This is a genomic window from Burkholderia mycopellens, assembly GCF_964265025.1.
GTDB lineage: Bacteria > Pseudomonadota > Gammaproteobacteria > Burkholderiales > Burkholderiaceae > Burkholderia.
In genome coordinates, this window is the sequence record NZ_OZ183802.1 from 2761938 (window position 1) to 2777461 (window position 15524).

Here is a 15524-nt window from a genome sequence, read left to right on the forward strand (position 1 = left end):
CGGGAAAGCGATGAGATGCCCGGGAAGATAGCAGACTCGCGCCGGTGCACGTGAAATGACGTGATGCAGCGCGGCCTGCGCTGCGAACGCGCGCGCCGCCACGGCGCACGCGTTCGTACCCTTCGCGCCGTTCCCTCAGCGCTGCGGCCGCGCCGCCAATGCCGCCGGCAGCACGACGTTCATCAGGTGATCGGCGCGCGACAGCAGATCGGTCACGCGCTCGTCGAGCCCGCGCAATTGCGTGGGTTGCATGCGGATCTGCTGCACCGCCTGCCCGACGATGTTGCGGCGGTCGAACAGCGTGCGCTCGACACCCGCATCGTCCGACGCGCGCACGACATCCGACACCGCGCTCAGCGCCGCGAGCACGACCACGAGGTTTTCTTCCGCGTGGCGAACCTTCGCGGCAAGCTCCTCGGTACGGCGCGGGAAAAAACCGAGCGACTGCTTGAGCGCCCCGATCGCCGCACGGTAGTCGACATGGCCCGTCGCCGCGCCGAACCAGCGCTCGAACATGCCCGCCTTGCGTGTCGCCTGCGCGAGCATGCCAGCCATCATGTCGGCCGCGCCGAGTTCATTGAATTCGCGCGTCGTTGCCGCGACGGCTTCGACGAGGTTGCCCGCCGTCTCCAGCGCGCCGTCGCCGATCGTCGCGACCGTCGCGAGCTTGAGCGGCACCAGTTGCCGGATGTGCCGCTCGATGCGCGGCGCGTAGTCGGGATAGAGATTCGGGAAGCGGGCCTGCGCGGCGCGGAAGCACGCCTCGAGCTGCGGATGGTTCGACTCGCCGAACACCGCCCGGCCGACCGCCTCGGCCGGCGCCATGCGCACGGCTTTAACGGACGCGGACGCGGGCGTGGGCCCGAAGTCGAGCGCCTGCGGCGCGGGCCGCTCGGGCCCGCGCGCAACCGGCGCCGCGGACGCGGGCGGCGCGTCGAACGCAAGACGCCCGGGCGTGCGCTCGGGCGTCGTATCGAACTCGAGCCGCTTCGGCTCGTCTGACGGATTCGTCATCGCTGCTTCCTGCCCGGCGCGGCGGTATCCCGCCAGCCGGGCTGCCGCCAGTCAGACCGCGCCGCCGTACGCGCGCACGAAGTCGCCCAAGCCCCGGTTGTAGCCGGCGCCAACCGCCTTGAACATGAAGTGGCCGTCGCGGCGATAGAAGCTGCCGACCTGCACCGACGTCTCCATCGAGAAATCTTCCTCGAGCGCGTACTTCGCGATCACCGCGCCCGACACTTCGTCGGCGATCTGGATGTAGCTGTTGCGCACCTGGCCGAAATTCTGGCGACGCGCTTCGGCCTGGTCGATCGTCACGACCACCGAGATTTCCTCGACGTCGGCCGCGAGCTTCGTCACGTCGATGAAGATCACCTCGTCGTCGCCGTCGCCGCTGCCCGTGCGGTTGTCGCCGCTATGCACGACACCCAGGCACTTCGACGCAGGCATCCCGCGCTTCGGGAAATCGTCGCCCGGCTGGATAAAGGTGTCCTTGCGCTCCATCGTGCGCACTTCGCTGTTGTAGAACACGAAGTGCTGATCCGAGATCAGCTTCGGGTTGCTCTGCGCGTCGTACTTGCACAGGAACACCGACACGTCGAGATCGAAGTCCGTACCCGTGTCCGTCGCGTTCGCGTCCCAGCCGAGACCGATGCGGAACTTCTGCGTGCCGGGCGCTTCCTTCGACAGGTTGACGCGACCGCCTTTCGACAAATTGATCATTTGAACCTCTTCTGCTGGAACCGCCGTTGCGCCGGCGGCAATGCCGGGCCGCCCTGCGCGACCCCTCGTTGATGGTGTTCGACCCGCGCGTCGCGCGTGATTACTCGCCCGCCACGGCCGTCCGGTTTTCCCTGCGTTGCACGACGATCGACGACCACACGGCCGCAGCGATCATCGCCGCGCCGATCAGGCCGGTGACGACCTCGGGCACCTCGAACTTCACGCCGAGGAACATGATCGTTGCGAGCGCACCGATCGCCCAGAAGGCGCCGTGCTCGAGAAAGCGGTACTGCGCGAGCGTGCCCTTCTTCAGCAGCACGAGCGTCATCTCCCGGATGTAGGCCGCGCCGACGCCGAGGCCCAGCGCGATCAGGAAGATGTTGTTCGACAGCGCGAATGCGCCGATCACGCCGTCGAAGCTGAACGACGAATCGAGCACTTCGAGATACATGAAACCCGCGACGCCTTCGCGCACCACGCGCGTGCCCGTCTCCTCGCCACCGATGAGGTCGCCGATGCCGTGCGCGATCACGAAGCTGATCACGCCGAACGCACCCGCGAGCAGGAAGCCCACCTGCTCGACCGCCGGCACGTAGAGCGACGCAATGATGATGATCGCGAGCGTCAGCGCCACTTCCAGCGCCGTGATGCGGCCGAGGTGGCTCATCGGGCCTTCCAGGAAGCCGATCCAGTGCTCGTCCTTCTCGGTGTCGAGCATGAACTTGAAGAACACCATCAACAGGAACGCGCCGCCGAATGCGGAGACCTGGTGATGCGCGGACGTGAGGATCGCCGCGTACTGCTCCGGCGACTCGATCGCGAGCTTCAGCGCGTCCCACATGCCGATGTGGCCGATCACGGCAACGATCAGCAGCGGGAACACGAGCCGCATGCCGAACACGGCGACCGGCAGGCCGAACACCATGAAGCGGTTGCGCCACTTCTCCGACCAGTTCTTGAGCACCGATGCATTGACGACCGCGTTGTCGAGCGACAGCGAGATTTCCAGCACGGACAGGACCGCGACGATCAGCATGTCCTTCACGCCGCCGAGGAGATAGGCCGCGACGAGCGCGAGCACCGTGAGCGACAACGGGATCTTGAAGTCTTTCAACATGATAGGGGGTAGTCGAGTTCCGGATAAAAGGCGTGCGGGCCGCGCTTACTTCGCGCGCACCCAGTCGCAGAATTCCTGCGTGATCAGCTGTTCGTAGATCTGTTCGTCGCTGATGTCGAGCGATTCGAGATGCAGGAAGCCGACGTTCGGCATCTCGTCCGCGACTTCCGCGAGGAAGCCGAATTCGCTCGGATCGCCGACGCCGACGAGTGACCAGTACAACGGGTAGTGCTGCGACTCGGCCAGCAGCTGGCGCACGCGCTTGCGATCGTTCTTCGGGTTCTGGCCGTCGGTGACGAACAACACCCACGCGGGCAGATGGCCGTTCACCGGCGCGGAAGCGGCCGGCGCGGGCGTCTCGTCCGCACCGCCGAACAGCCGGCTCAGGAAGCCGCGCTTCTCTTCGCGTTTCGGCGACGGCTCCGGCGCGCGGAAGAAGAAGTCGACGATGTCGTTCATCACCGGCGCGTACTGCGTGCCGCCCCACTTGTCGATCCGCGCGTTGAGCACGTGATCGGAGATGTACGAGCCGTAGTTGTCCGGCGTCGCGGTCGGCAGGCGATCGTAGCCCTCGGTGAAGGTCCACGTGTCGACTTCGCCGTTGTCGTCGAACTTCAGTGCGATGCCGAGGATCCGGTCGTGCGTGTCCTGGATCACGCCCGACTGGTACAGCGGCTTCGCGGAGCCGGAGATGTCGAGCGCCGCGCCGACGCGCACGACGGGCGGCTTCAGGATCTGGCGTTTTTCGAGGACGATCGCGACCTTCGCCGCGCGTTTCTCAAGCGTAATCATGCGGTGTTCTCTCGGTTCTTTCAGTTGTGCTTCGGAGCGAATCGGGTGATCAGGTCCTGTTCGAGCTGGCGCAGGCGCGGCGCGTCCTGCTCGCGCTGGCGCTTGCCGTCAGCGATGATCTGCGTGATGTCGTCGAATGCGCCGAACAGCTGCTGCTGCGCGTATTCGAACGTGTCGGTCGAGATCACCGGGCGCTGGCCGAGCTTCGCGACTTCCTGCGCGTTCTGGCGGTTCAGGTCGGCCTGCGCGCGGATCGCCTCGTCGGCCGCGTCGTACGTCGCGTTCGCGAGCGCCGCCGCGCGCTTCGTGCTGAGCTGCTCGAGGTAGAGCGCGAACGCGTTGGTCCACGCGGGGATCAGCACGGTCTTGATCGTCATGAACTTCGACGTCAGCGTGCGTTTCTGGTCCTGCTCCATCCGGATCTGCGGCGCGAGCTGCTTCGACATCAGCATCGCGCGATCGAGGTCGTCGAGCTTGCTTTCGAGCGCGTCGACCTTGCGCTTCACGTCGAGCAGGCGTTGCGCGGCGAACGCGTCGTCCACCGGCTGCTGGCCGGCCGCGAGATGCGCGCGCAGCGTCGCGAGCGCGGCTTCGCCGTGCGCTTTCGACTGCGCCAGCTCCTGGTGCAGCGCGTAGTTGTCGTTGTACATCCGCTCGAGCTCGTCGATGCCGGCCTTCTGGCGCTGCGCATGGTTCTCGAGCTCGACGACGAGCGTGTCCATCCGCTTGCTCACCGACTCGTATTGCGACAGCAGCTTCTCCTTGGTCGAACGGAACAGCCGCGTGACCTGTGTGAGCAGCCCGCCCTTGTCGGCGCCGCGCGGATCGAGCCCCTTCGCGGTCGCGATCAGTTCGTTGAGCTTGTCGCCGAACTGGTCGGCATCCGACGCGCGCACGCTCGCGAGAATCTGCTGGGAGAAGGCGGCGATCCGCGTGCCCTGCGTCGCGCCGAGCTGGTCGATCTCGTCGACGGTGATCAGGCGAACGTTCTCCGCCAGGCGTCCCGCCGGCACGGCAACAGCGGCGGCAGGCATGACGACGGGAGACGAAGACGGGGTGGAAGGACGATCGCTGACCGCATTGGCGTTCTTGTCGTCGAATAGCGGCTTCATGTGGCTACCACGTTTCCTTTTCTGCTTTTTGCTGCGTGTTGTCATGCGCGCAAGGCGCGCATCCGCGATTGCCGCCGTGCTCTCTCACGGGCGGCAGACGGACAATAAATGGCTCGAGCGCCTTGCGTCAAGGGAAGGAATTCTTTCGATTTCCATTCATTTTGTAATGTGCCGAGTGAGCGCAATGCCCGACCGTCGCCGTTCCTGCCGCCGTGCGTGTTGGTCGTGCAGGATTCGGACACGTCAAAACTTACATGTCCGATCAATGCGAAAGAGAAATGAAACCGCCCGTTTCGTCTGGTTTCAGACGGCGCACACGCTCGGGCAACGCACTCGCAAGCGCCGATCGCGCGTTACCGGTCCTGCACGTGATTCATCCCGAGCCGCGGCAACACGAACGGTACCGATCGGTCAAGAATCCTGAAATCCCGTCACCCGTCGATGTCGACGAACTGTCGCGCTGAAATGACGGTCGTCGGCCCACGTCATGTCGTCCAGATAGCACGACGCGTACATCGAGTCGACCGTGTGCCGTGCGAGTTGCTTCAACGGGTCCTTCGACACGAGCGTGAACGTGACGGCCTTCTCGAACGGGTAGTCGTAGGCGATGACGAGCAGATAGGCGGCCGGCGTCTCGAACTGGCGAAGCAGCACATAGCCGGAAACAGTGAGGCCGCGCAACGCTCGCCGTTCACGAGCACATGAGTGCGCAATGTCACGAACAAGTCGTACTGGTCGTCGACGACCGGCGGATACTTGACGCAGGGCGATCCGCGCTCGGCGTGGCTGTCGATGACGACGGATTTTTGACGATCACGGAAGGGAGTGGCGGGCTGTCACCAGAGTTTGCTATACTCTCGGTCTTCCGGAGAGATGGATGAGTGGTTTAAGTCGCACGCCTGGAAAGCGTGTATAGGTTAATCGCCTATCGGGGGTTCGAATCCCCCTCTCTCCGCCAGGACACCCAAAAAATCCCCGTAAAGTCAATGACTTACGGGGATTTTTGTTTTTTAACTATCAAAGCAACTATCAAATGCATCGCAGTCCTTCGGTGCATCGTATCGGCATTGATGGGCAGACCCACTGCCATCGCCAATCGGGCACCGGGCACCGGGCACCGGGCACCGCGTCGAGTATTACCTTGATTGAGGGACGACCGATCGCTCGACGGACTCTGCACCCGAGATATAGCAACCCATGCGAAGCGTCGATTGTAGTTTCGAATGTGGATGCCCCCTCGTCGCTGCCGGTGACTCAAAGCGCAGTCGGCTTCTCCCCTTTCCTAGCTTATTCAGATAAAGTTACGCATGAGCGACGAGCGACGTGGTAGCCAGTTCTCAGCCAGAGGCTGTCGGCAAAGCTCGCAGGCTCCCGTGCAAAAATATCGATGTTCGAGTAAAGCGAAGGCCTTTATCGTGCAAATTGTTGCTCAATATCTGCAGCTCGAAACACAAAACCGAAGCGACGTGATGGAACGCGATCTCTTTGGCCGCTCTGCATTTAATCGATATTATTATGCGACATTTCTGGAGGTCAAAAAAGGCCTCGGAAGCCTAAAGACGGAATGGGCGACAATGGCTCACGCTGGTGTCCCGGAAGTGTTGAGGGGAACAGTTCAGCGAGAGCTCAAGCAAGGTATGCGGAAGGCGCAAAAACTTTCCGACAGCGACGTCGTAAGCTTGTGCGAGCGAGCAAAATCGGCCGTGTTGGACTTGGCTGACCTGATGGAACGCGGTTACGCTATCCGAGTCGCCGCAGATTACCATCCCGAAATATCCGTGGATTTTTCAGATGGCCCAAACTTCAAGCTCAACACAGTTGCTGTACGAGATGCACGGACGTGGCCATCTCGCGCGGAGGTGTTCATGGCTGTAATTGTCTCCGCATGGAAACAAGTACATGCTTGACGCCATCCAAATTTCGCGACGGCTCGAAGAGTTGCAGATTCAAACAGTGGGCGAGATCATTCAACCGAGTGGCCCAGGGGAAAGCTATTTCGTATTTGTTCCCGTAACGCGGGATTCAGACAATCGACAAGTACCAACAAACCGCCGACTTCAGGAAGCTAAGACTGCACTACTTGATGCGGGTGCGACAGTGGAGTTCTTGCTGACTGATGCACAATCGCATGACATCGAAGCAGGGCTGCGTGCAACGCTACTTCACTCGTTTTCGAATGATGTGCGCAATGTATTCTTGTCGCTAGAAGCTGACAGCGCCCGTGTATGGATCGAACCCAAAAGGGCACTCGACAGCTCCGTAATAGCTGAGATGCGCACGAAAGCACAAGTCTTTCTCAACGAACTGGATTGCCGGCTCGATTCGATTGATACAACCACCGGAGAAAACCTGCCCAGCGTTCTCGCGTGCCTACGTGCCATCCGTCACACTGCCCCTGTCACTGCAACTGAACTCAGAGATGAATTGATTCGGCGTGGGTTCTCGATCCCATCTCCCGACTGGCTGGTCCGTCGCCTAGACATAATGAGACGGAGCGGGAAGATCATCTGGATTAATCATGGTAAGTATGCTCTTTCGTTGCAGGCATTGCAGGAACTCGGAACTGTCAAGGGGCGCTCTAGTCCGGACATTTCGAGGTTGCTTGCATTGGCGCGCAACCACCAGTAGACTTGTTGTTGCGGGAGCTTCGGCGCGGGTATGCATCATACCCACTCGCCAAGATCATGGACAGAAGGATTCCGACGAAATGGCCGGTGATCCTTCGAATCCCCGACCATTTCGTCGGCTCTAAACGAAAGAAAACTTTGCTAAATGAGGCTCCCGCACCCTCTCCTTGAGTCACAGTACTTCTTATATTCGAGCTTTGGCGAGTTGAGCAGAGCGCTCGGCGACGGCGCTCGGCCTGAAGAATTGGCAGAAATTGAGAGGCTAGTGCTACTCGATCTGCCTCCAGTGACCTCACGCCTTCAACTGGCAACCATCTTTGGCATAAATCCGGGACTTATTTGGTCGTTCGAAAATCGAACCCGAAAGTACTATCGATCCTTTTCAATTCCCAAAGGCCGGACTACGCGCCAGATCGACGCACCAAAGGTCGCACTCAAAATCATTCAGAAGTGGCTGTCGGTCCATCTCTCCCGAGGTTTCAAACCTGCGAATCACGTGTTTGGTTTTGTTAGTGCTAGGTCGCACATACAAGCCGCTGCGCTGCACGTAGATGCGCAATGGGTATTTTCAGTCGACATCCAAGATTTCTTTCCTTCAACGCCAATCCAATTAGTTATGGATTCGCTTGAAGCTATTGGTTTTGGTCGAGAGGGAGCCATGCTTGTCGCCCGCCTCTCGTGCCTCGCAGGCTTTCTCGCTCAAGGCGCACCAACCAGCCCGGTCCTTTCCAATATCTGTTTTCGCCGTACCGATGAAGCATTGACGGAAATCGCGATTCGATACGGCGCTCGGATGACGCGCTATGCTGACGACATAGTTTTTTCCGGGATGAATGAATATCCGGAGCAACTTGAGGCTGATGTTAGAGCGCTATTCGCCACTGGGCCGTGGACTTTATCTGAGCATAAGGTGCGACTCGACAAATTACCAGCACGCTTAAAAGTCCATGGTTTACTGGTACATGGTTCAAAAATACAATTAACGAAAGGCTATCGCAATAGGCTCCGCGCTTATCGCCACCTTATGGCACACGAGCAAATTGCTGACGCTGACCTTGCTAAGATAAGGGGCCATCTTAATTATGCGGCGTCTGTGGACAAAGTCCGCGAGACATCGGAAGACTAGGAATCAATTACCCGAGTGGCCGTAGTGCTGGATGTGCCTCTGGCAGATACGTTTTACAGAATCAGTTAGCGGCGGCGTTCTTCAGCGCATGCTCGCTTCACGGTCGCTGTTCCGACGCCGAAATGCTCAGCAGTCTCGCGGATACTCGCACCGCTTTCTACACGCCATGCTTTGATCGCCGCGTAGTCGTGTGACCGTGCACGGCCCCTGTATTTCCCTTCCGCCTTCGCGATCGCCACCCCGCGGCGCTGCATCTCAGCGCGGTTGAGGTAGTCGGCTTCGCCCTGCGCCGCCATGAACGCCAGAATCGCGTCGCGCGTCGCTTTCTCGATGGGGTCCTTTGCCTTCCCGTCGAACACCATTCCGTTGAGCGTGCATTCAACACGCACGCCCAGCTCCATAAGTCGGCGCATGGTCGAGTGTAGCTCGTCATAGCGGCGGCTAATCCGGTCCAACCAGCGCACGATGAGAATGCCGCCGTGTCGCAGATCGTGTTCGGCTTTGCTCCACTGTTCTCGTGCATCAGGAGCCACGTGATAGCCGCTCACGCCCTCGTCAATGAAAACGTCCTTGTCCTGCACACCGTGAGCTTTGGCGTCGTCGTACTGGCTGGCTGAGGACTGGCCGTCCGTGGTGGAAATCCGACCGTAATAGAGCTTGCGCATGGTTTAGATTGGATCATTAGGATATATAGATCAATTATAGCATGGCTCAAATTGACGGTTGATCCTGTTGATCCAAGCGCCAGCACCCGTGCCCCTGGCCCATTACGGTGTACCCAAAAGAGCCAACATTGGCATGATGGTGTTCTGCGCGGAACTCCTGTACCGCACACTTCGCCATGCACGTAAGTCTCGGCACAAGCAAATAACCGGGGGCTTGGCCGGCGCGCGGACTTCGCGATCCAGCCGCTTCATAAGTCAGTACAAATCGATCTTCAATATTCCTGACATTTCTGCACGTGTGCCTTTGAGAAGCTTTGTGGTATATGTCTTATCTAATCGCGGCACGGCGGGGACCGACACAAGCACTGTTGTCCCCACTTTGCTGGCGCATTCCAGGGCTAACGGGCGGCCCAATGGTATTTCGCGCCCGGATCAAGAGACAAAAAACAATGCAAAACACGGCACAAGCCCTGAGAGACCTTGCGCTGGGGCCGCAGCACAACCGGCAAGTGAAATTAAGCTTTCCGGACAATAACGCACCTTACAAAATCCTATTGCCGAACGCATTTGAGGCGGTTGAAACGATATCGAAAGATTTTGCATACACGATCGAAATTCTTTCAGATAACGACCACCTTGCACCAAAGGATTTTATCGGCAGGCGTGTGACGATCAGTCTGCTACGCGGCGACGGTAGTCAGCGATATTTCAACGGTTATATCTTTGCATTCCGGCACGTCCGAACCGATGGCGGCTGGGTGTTCTACGAGGCGCATGTCGGTCCGTGGCTGCGCTATCTGGAGTACAGCCAGCACAATCGCCTGTTCCTTGACCAGAACCTGCACGACCAGACAGCGACGGTTTTCCAGGACTACGGCGTGTTGCCCGAATGGGCCTGGCAGGTCGGCGAAGACGATCCGCGCATGACGATGGCCTGTCAGTTCGATGAAGACGACCACAATTACGTTCATCGGCGCTGGGAACACGCAGGCTATCTCTACTGGTACGAGCACACGGCCACGTCGCACAAGCTCACTGTCTCCGATCCGACGCGTCCTGCGCCTGCGATCGATGGCAAGATTCACGAAATCCGCTTTCACAATGGCATGGGCGCGTCGGAATCGGACAGCATTCTGAGTTGGTCCCCGTTCCAGCAAACCACGTCGACGCATGCGGAACTCTCCCGTTTCGACTTCAAGAACCCAACGCCGACCCACGTTCAAACGAGCCTGGCGAACCCGGAGGTCGCGGCGCCGCAGCTTGAATGGAACGAGTACGCCGGCGCGTACGGGTATCGGAACATGGAGCATGGCTATCAGGTCGCCAATCGCCGGATGGAGGAAATCGAAGCGACGATCAAGCGTTTCGATGCGAAGGGCAACAATCGTTTCGTGCAGCCAGGTCGCTGGTTCCGACTGACGGACCGTTATGGTTCCGCGCTGAGCCGTGATCCGAGCGACGACGAGTACCTGATCATCGCGGTCCGGCACGTAGCGACCAACAACTACCTGCAGGACACGGGCGTGCTAGCGGAATACCGCAATGAATTCACGTGTATCCCCAAGGCGACGCCGTGGCGCCCCGGGCGCGGCTACAACAGCGTCGACACAAAGATTCTCGCGCCACAGACGGCGACCGTTGTCGGCCAGTCCGGCACGAGTATTCATACCGACGAGCATGGCCGCGTCCTAGTTCAATTCCATTGGGATCGCGATGGCAAGTACTCGACATGGGTGCGGGTCGCGAGCGGTTGGGCCGGGGGCGGTCAGGGGATGGCTGCACTCCCCCGTATCGGTTCCGAAGTCATCGTGCAATGGCTCGACGGCAATCCGGATCACCCGATCATCACGGGCCGCGTGATGAACGCGCGCAACGTGCCGTCGTGGAAACTGCCAGACCAGAACGCGCTGATGGGTATCCGCAGCCGGGAACTGGTCGGCGCGGACGGCAATGCCTCGTCCGGCCGCAGCAATCAGCTCATTTTCGACGACACAGCGAACGCCATTCAGACGCAATTGCGGTCCGACCATGCGGCGAGCCAGCTCTCGCTCGGCAAGATCACGCGAATCGAGGACTGGCAGGGACGCAAGGACGCTCGGGGAGAAGGCTTCGAACTGCGTACGGATGAGGTCGGTGCGATTCGTTCGGGCAAGGGGATGCTGATCAGCACCGAAGTTCAGGCGATGGCAAAGGGCCATCTGTCGGACGTAGGCATGCCGGCATCACGCCTGACAAAAGCGCAAACGTTACACGCGCAATCGGCCAAGCTCGCGCAGCACTATCAAGCGCAGGACGCCGGAGCAGATCAGACACCTATCGCCGATGCGCTGAAGTCGCAGGTGGACGGCATCCAGGGCGCGGGCACGACGGGGAGCAGCGACAAGGGTGATTTCCCGGAGCTCGACGAAGCGCACCTGCTGTTGGCCGGCGCGGCCGGCATTGCCGTTACGACGCCCGCGACGGCGCACGTTACGGGCGGGCAACACGTGGCAGTCACTGCAGGCGACAGCGTTTCGGTAGCGACAGGAAAATCGTTCTTCGCCAGCGTATCGGACAAGTTTTCATTGTTCGTCCACAAGATGGGGATGAAGCTGATCGCGGCGAGCGGCAAGGTGCAGGTGCATGCGGAGAACGACGAGCTGGAGCTGCTGGCGAAGAAGGTCCTATCGATTATCAGCACAACCGACTGGATCAACATCACGGCGAAGCAAGGCATCCGTCTGACTGCCGGCAACAGCCAGTTCGAAGTCAGTGCAAAGGGCATTGTCGGTTACACGCCCGGCGAGAACAAGGTTCATGCGGGCAGCCACGATACGGTGGGGCCGCAGAGCATTCCAGCCAAATTCCCCGGCTCCGATCTCTGCGCACCGGTTGCTCAGGATGCCGCGCAGAGCGGACAGGCATCCGTCGCGCTCTCCTAAGTCGATGAACTCCACTGCCACTCCCATGTTGCCCGTTGACGAATCCGCACCGCCGCTAACGCGAGGCTTTCTGCTGGTTGAACCGACCATGCTTGTCCACACGCCGGACCTCGCAGCGCTGGATATGCGTCCGTGTACGCCGCGTATGCTGGCCCATCGTGAAGAATTGATGCCGCACCTGATCGATCTCGCGGCGCTCGATGCGCAAGGCCGGGATATCGCCCTGACTCGGTGGCAAGAGGAAGTCACGACCGAGCGTCCGCCGGTCGTGTGCGCGTGGCTCGATACTGAAGCCAGCTCCGATACGGCTGTCGAGCATATCGCTCGCCATCTGGTCGGCCCCGGCACACACGGTCGCAACGTGTTCTGGCGGTATTACGACCCACGCGTTCTCAGTCTGACGCTCGTGGTTCTCGAACCGGACCAGCGACACGCCTTGCTCGGGCCGATCGACGCTTGGCAGTTTGCATGGGCGGGTCATCGTTGGTCGGTCGACGGGCCAGGAACGAAGGCCGATCCGGAGGACCAACCGACCGGCTGGCCTCGCCCGGACCAATGGTCGCGCCTCAATCTCAGCGAAGTTGCCGAGCAGGTGCGTCAGCGACTGCCCGCGCTAACGCTTGATCAGGCCGCACGGCTTCCGGCCGTGATCGATCGGGCGTTGCATACTTTTGCCGATCAAGATGTCCCAAGCGCCGATGCGCTGGTGGAGCACACGGTACAGCACATACAGCAAGATTTGTTAGTCGAATAACACCGGCATCCCAATACGAATATTTCGAGGCTCAAGGATCACACTATGGCGACCATCCCAGGCTGTCCGATCTGCGATCGCGACTCACTGTTGATCTACCCTGTCCGCTACGCAATTGCGTGTCCACGCGGTGCGGCCAAAGCGCCCGCGCTGTCTGGTAATTTTCGGATCGACGCGCGCGCGCCTCAGGCCGTCGCGACAGCCAAGTACACCTTGCGGTCGCTGCGATCAGGCTATCTGTACACCTATGACGAGAAGCGTAAAAAGCTGCGTGCTTTCATGGTGCTGGATGACGGTGTCCTGTACCAATTCGCACCCGGTATCGTGCCACCGCCTGGCGATGCTGCCGAAAACATGACCCAGAATATTTGTCCACTCAGCGATATGGCGCGCGAGTCCTATGGTCGTTGCGTGGGCGTTCAACATACGCCGGGCAGCGATGAAGCCACAAATTTTTGGATTGGCTGGTCAAATGTACGTTGGACCCGCGATACGGTCTTCAACAAAATCGGTGACGCTGCATGGCGCAAGCAGCATATGCAATGCATCAACGTTCCGGCGATGGTAGCCGGTGGCGCGGTCGACACGGGCGAGTTTCAAGCGACACGCGGCAAGATCGCGCACTTCGCGATGGACGATCGTGCGATGAAAGAGGCGTTCGGCTTTAGCAATCGCTCCCCGAAGGATGAAACCAAGCAGCGTCAGCGTCATGCCGACGAGCGCATCGGTGAGGCAATGACTGAATCGCCGCTCAAGAAAGGCTTCGTCATCGCGATTAACGATCCTGTCGGAATCACCAACGATCTGTCTGAACTCACGGTCCCGAATCTGAACAATGGTTTTGACGCCGGGATGTACTGGAAGTACGTGTCGGCGCAACTCCTCGAGCGTGCCGAGGCGGGCATTCGGGCCAACGCGAAAATGGAGACCCAGACTAGTTACGCTGTATCGGCAGCGATCAACGTGGGCAATGAGTCCGCAGCGCCGCCAACCCCAATGTCAGGTGGCGAATCGATAGATTTTGGCTATCTTTATCGGGTCACGAAGGGATGGATCAAGACTGGGAGTTTGGAGAAGGCCGCCGACGAGGATAGCAAGCGTTCGAAAAATGTACCGGAGGCGGCGAACGAATCCGCCAACGAAGCATGGGACGACGCGTATTACAAGAAGGGGCCGGACGGCAAGCCGCAGATCGGCCCGGACGGTAAACCCGTGACCGTGATTGATACCCAAGCTCTGCAACGCTTCCGCGATAACGAGTACCCGCTTGCGCTCGACGCGTTCAAGCCGAAATGGGCGCCGCTTGTGCAGGCGCACGCCGACTGGCTCAAATCACAGTTGCTTGCCGACTGGATGGCCGGCAATCACGACTCGAAGGACCTGCGCAGCGGCTACGCATACAGCGAATCGTGTGCGCAGTCGATCGGGGCCGCGGCTGGCACGGAAGCGTGCCAAAAGGTGCTCAACGACTGGCTGAACGGTCAGGCATCGGATGCCCGTAATCTGTATGTGCGTGCGCTGATGTTCAATCAGGAAACCCTGATGAAGGCGGCCGATGCGCAGGTACACGGGTCCGACATCCAGTACGAGAACATCCTGAACCTGTACAAGGAAGCGTTCAAGCAGATCGAGAAACTGGGTAACGCCGCAAACCTGCGTGATCGGCTCGTCGTGACGACCGCCAACACGATCGTCAATGTGCTGGTGAAGGGCGGGAAAAGCGTGGCCATCGGATTTGCGACGATCCGGTTGTCGTTGCATGCGGGCGTGTCGATCAAGGCCGCCCACATCACGCCGGCCGAGATGCGTAACTGGGTGTTCAAGCAGGGCGACGCGTTGGGCTTGAATATGGACGGTGACCGGCTTGAACGGCAGGCCGCTGCCGCGAATATCCGTCGCGAGGTCTTCAAGGCTGCGCCGCCGTCTGACTCGGCTGTGTTTGCCTATGCGATCGATACCGATGCGTGGGTGAAGTCGGGCAAGCTGGAGGCCAGTGACGTTAAAGCGATCAAGCTTCCGGGCGTGGAGATGACTCGCAAATGGCTTGGGTCGTCGTCTCCTGTCGAATTCAATCAAGGCATCGCTACCGCAATCTTCCAGCTCGCGACGCTGAGATTCGCGTACAAGGATTTCGACGGCAGCGATCGCTTTAACAATAACGAAACTCTGCTCAAATTTTCTGGCGCGGTCGTCTCGGCCATCGGTAATCTCGTCGAGACAGTCTCCGAAACCGTCACCAAGGCCCCCGAGCACCCGCTCTCGGCTTTCCTCATGAAACATTGGGCTTGGTTCAATCACGATACGGCTGAAGTTGCCGCCAAGGTCGGTCGATGGTCCGGAGCAGTTGCGGGAGTTATCCTTTCAGGTTACGACCTATTCAAAAACGCCCCGGAAGCTTGGCGAAATAATGAGAAAGGGCTTTCGCGACTTTATGCCATTGGCGGGGTTCTAGGTATATATATCGCCATCTCCCCACTTCTCTCGACAGTTCCGTTTATCGCCGCATGGATGCCGCCCCTTTGGCCAATTCTGGTGATTTCCATCGTGATCGGTTTCGTGATCGTATATTTCAAATCGGCGGCCATTAACGATTGGGTATCGCGGTGCAAGTTCAGCAAGGCACCGGGGTATCAATCGATGGACGAAGAGTTGCGCGCCTTCAATTCGGCGATGGCGGGCTGACGTATG

General features: G+C 59.8%; 13 protein-coding genes and 1 tRNA gene. 7 read left to right on the top strand and 7 right to left on the bottom strand.

What is annotated here, in order from left to right; all coding sequences use genetic code 11:
• Positions 1-135: 135 nt before the first annotated feature.
• The 6 genes from ACPTTC_RS12730 to ACPTTC_RS12755 form a co-directional block, all read right to left on the bottom strand.
• Positions 136-1014 (bottom strand): hypothetical protein, encoded by an 879-nt coding sequence (locus ACPTTC_RS12730; protein ID WP_423392680.1) that lies wholly within the window; start codon positions 1012-1014, stop codon positions 136-138.
• Between the two features lie 51 nt (positions 1015-1065).
• A complete protein-coding gene (locus tag ACPTTC_RS12735) occupies positions 1066-1722 on the bottom strand; it encodes a TerD family protein (protein ID WP_174941756.1) in 657 nt (218 codons plus the stop codon).
• Between the two features lie 100 nt (positions 1723-1822).
• Positions 1823-2839 (bottom strand): DUF475 domain-containing protein, encoded by a 1017-nt coding sequence (locus tag ACPTTC_RS12740; RefSeq protein ID WP_226196497.1) that lies wholly within the window; start codon positions 2837-2839, stop codon positions 1823-1825.
• 45 nt (positions 2840-2884) lie between these two features.
• On the bottom strand, positions 2885-3631 hold the full coding sequence (locus ACPTTC_RS12745; protein ID WP_175953648.1) for a VWA domain-containing protein: 747 nt from the start codon (positions 3629-3631) through the stop codon (positions 2885-2887).
• Between the two features lie 20 nt (positions 3632-3651).
• Complete coding sequence (locus tag ACPTTC_RS12750) at positions 3652-4743, bottom strand: toxic anion resistance protein (RefSeq protein ID WP_423392681.1); 1092 nt, start codon at positions 4741-4743, stop codon at positions 3652-3654.
• A 411-nt stretch (positions 4744-5154) separates the two neighbouring features.
• Positions 5155-5424 (bottom strand): hypothetical protein, encoded by a 270-nt coding sequence (locus ACPTTC_RS12755; RefSeq protein ID WP_423392682.1) that lies wholly within the window; start codon positions 5422-5424, stop codon positions 5155-5157.
• Between the two features lie 186 nt (positions 5425-5610).
• On the opposite strand from ACPTTC_RS12755, the gene ACPTTC_RS12760 reads away from it, so the two are divergent.
• The 4 genes from ACPTTC_RS12760 (at position 5611) to ACPTTC_RS12775 (ending at position 8496) form a co-directional block, all read left to right on the top strand.
• Positions 5611-5701, top strand: a tRNA-Ser gene (locus ACPTTC_RS12760).
• Positions 5702-6050: 349 nt separating this feature from the next.
• The gene (locus ACPTTC_RS12765) at positions 6051-6650 is read left to right on the top strand and encodes a hypothetical protein (RefSeq protein ID WP_423392683.1); all 600 of its coding nucleotides are present in this window, start codon (positions 6051-6053) and stop codon (positions 6648-6650) included.
• The gene (locus tag ACPTTC_RS12770) at positions 6643-7371 is read left to right on the top strand and encodes a hypothetical protein (protein ID WP_423392684.1); all 729 of its coding nucleotides are present in this window, start codon (positions 6643-6645) and stop codon (positions 7369-7371) included. Before ACPTTC_RS12765 ends, ACPTTC_RS12770 begins: the two co-directional genes overlap by 8 nt.
• Before the next feature lie 264 nt (positions 7372-7635).
• Positions 7636-8496 (top strand): reverse transcriptase family protein, encoded by an 861-nt coding sequence (locus tag ACPTTC_RS12775; protein ID WP_423392685.1) that lies wholly within the window; start codon positions 7636-7638, stop codon positions 8494-8496.
• A 65-nt stretch (positions 8497-8561) separates the two neighbouring features.
• Here the strand turns inward: ACPTTC_RS12775 and ACPTTC_RS12780 are convergent, their stop codons facing one another.
• On the bottom strand, positions 8562-9161 hold the full coding sequence (locus ACPTTC_RS12780) for a recombinase family protein (protein WP_423392686.1): 600 nt from the start codon (positions 9159-9161) through the stop codon (positions 8562-8564).
• 449 nt (positions 9162-9610) lie between these two features.
• Between ACPTTC_RS12780 and ACPTTC_RS12785 the strand changes: the two genes are divergently transcribed.
• From ACPTTC_RS12785 to ACPTTC_RS12795, 3 genes are all read left to right on the top strand, one after another.
• Entirely contained in the window at positions 9611-12082 is a 2472-nt protein-coding gene (locus ACPTTC_RS12785) for a type VI secretion system Vgr family protein (RefSeq protein ID WP_423392687.1), read from the top strand.
• Between the two features lie 88 nt (positions 12083-12170).
• On the top strand, positions 12171-12836 hold the full coding sequence (locus tag ACPTTC_RS12790) for a DUF4123 domain-containing protein (RefSeq protein WP_423392688.1): 666 nt from the start codon (positions 12171-12173) through the stop codon (positions 12834-12836).
• Between the two features lie 45 nt (positions 12837-12881).
• Positions 12882-15518 (top strand): T6SS effector BTH_I2691 family protein, encoded by a 2637-nt coding sequence (locus ACPTTC_RS12795; RefSeq protein WP_423392689.1) that lies wholly within the window; start codon positions 12882-12884, stop codon positions 15516-15518.
• Positions 15519-15524: the final 6 nt, after the last annotated feature.

Bases quoted from the DNA above. Each gene is read 5' to 3' on its own strand.
- ACPTTC_RS12750 (WP_423392681.1), bottom strand. From the start codon at position 4,743: ATGAAGCCGCTATTCGACGACAAGAACGCCAATGCGGTCAGCGATCGT.
- ACPTTC_RS12740 (WP_226196497.1), bottom strand. From the start codon at position 2,839: ATGTTGAAAGACTTCAAGATCCCGTTGTCGCTCACGGTGCTCGCGCTC.
- ACPTTC_RS12780 (WP_423392686.1), bottom strand. From the start codon at position 9,161: ATGCGCAAGCTCTATTACGGTCGGATTTCCACCACGGACGGCCAGTCC.
- ACPTTC_RS12795 (WP_423392689.1), top strand. From the start codon at position 12,882: ATGGCGACCATCCCAGGCTGTCCGATCTGCGATCGCGACTCACTGTTG.
- ACPTTC_RS12790 (WP_423392688.1), top strand. From the start codon at position 12,171: ATGCTTGTCCACACGCCGGACCTCGCAGCGCTGGATATGCGTCCGTGT.
- ACPTTC_RS12770 (WP_423392684.1), top strand. From the start codon at position 6,643: ATGCTTGACGCCATCCAAATTTCGCGACGGCTCGAAGAGTTGCAGATT.
- ACPTTC_RS12730 (WP_423392680.1), bottom strand. From the start codon at position 1,014: ATGACGAATCCGTCAGACGAGCCGAAGCGGCTCGAGTTCGATACGACG.
- ACPTTC_RS12765 (WP_423392683.1), top strand. From the start codon at position 6,051: ATGAGCGACGAGCGACGTGGTAGCCAGTTCTCAGCCAGAGGCTGTCGG.
- ACPTTC_RS12735 (WP_174941756.1), bottom strand. From the start codon at position 1,722: ATGATCAATTTGTCGAAAGGCGGTCGCGTCAACCTGTCGAAGGAAGCG.
- ACPTTC_RS12745 (WP_175953648.1), bottom strand. From the start codon at position 3,631: ATGATTACGCTTGAGAAACGCGCGGCGAAGGTCGCGATCGTCCTCGAA.
- ACPTTC_RS12785 (WP_423392687.1), top strand. From the start codon at position 9,611: ATGCAAAACACGGCACAAGCCCTGAGAGACCTTGCGCTGGGGCCGCAG.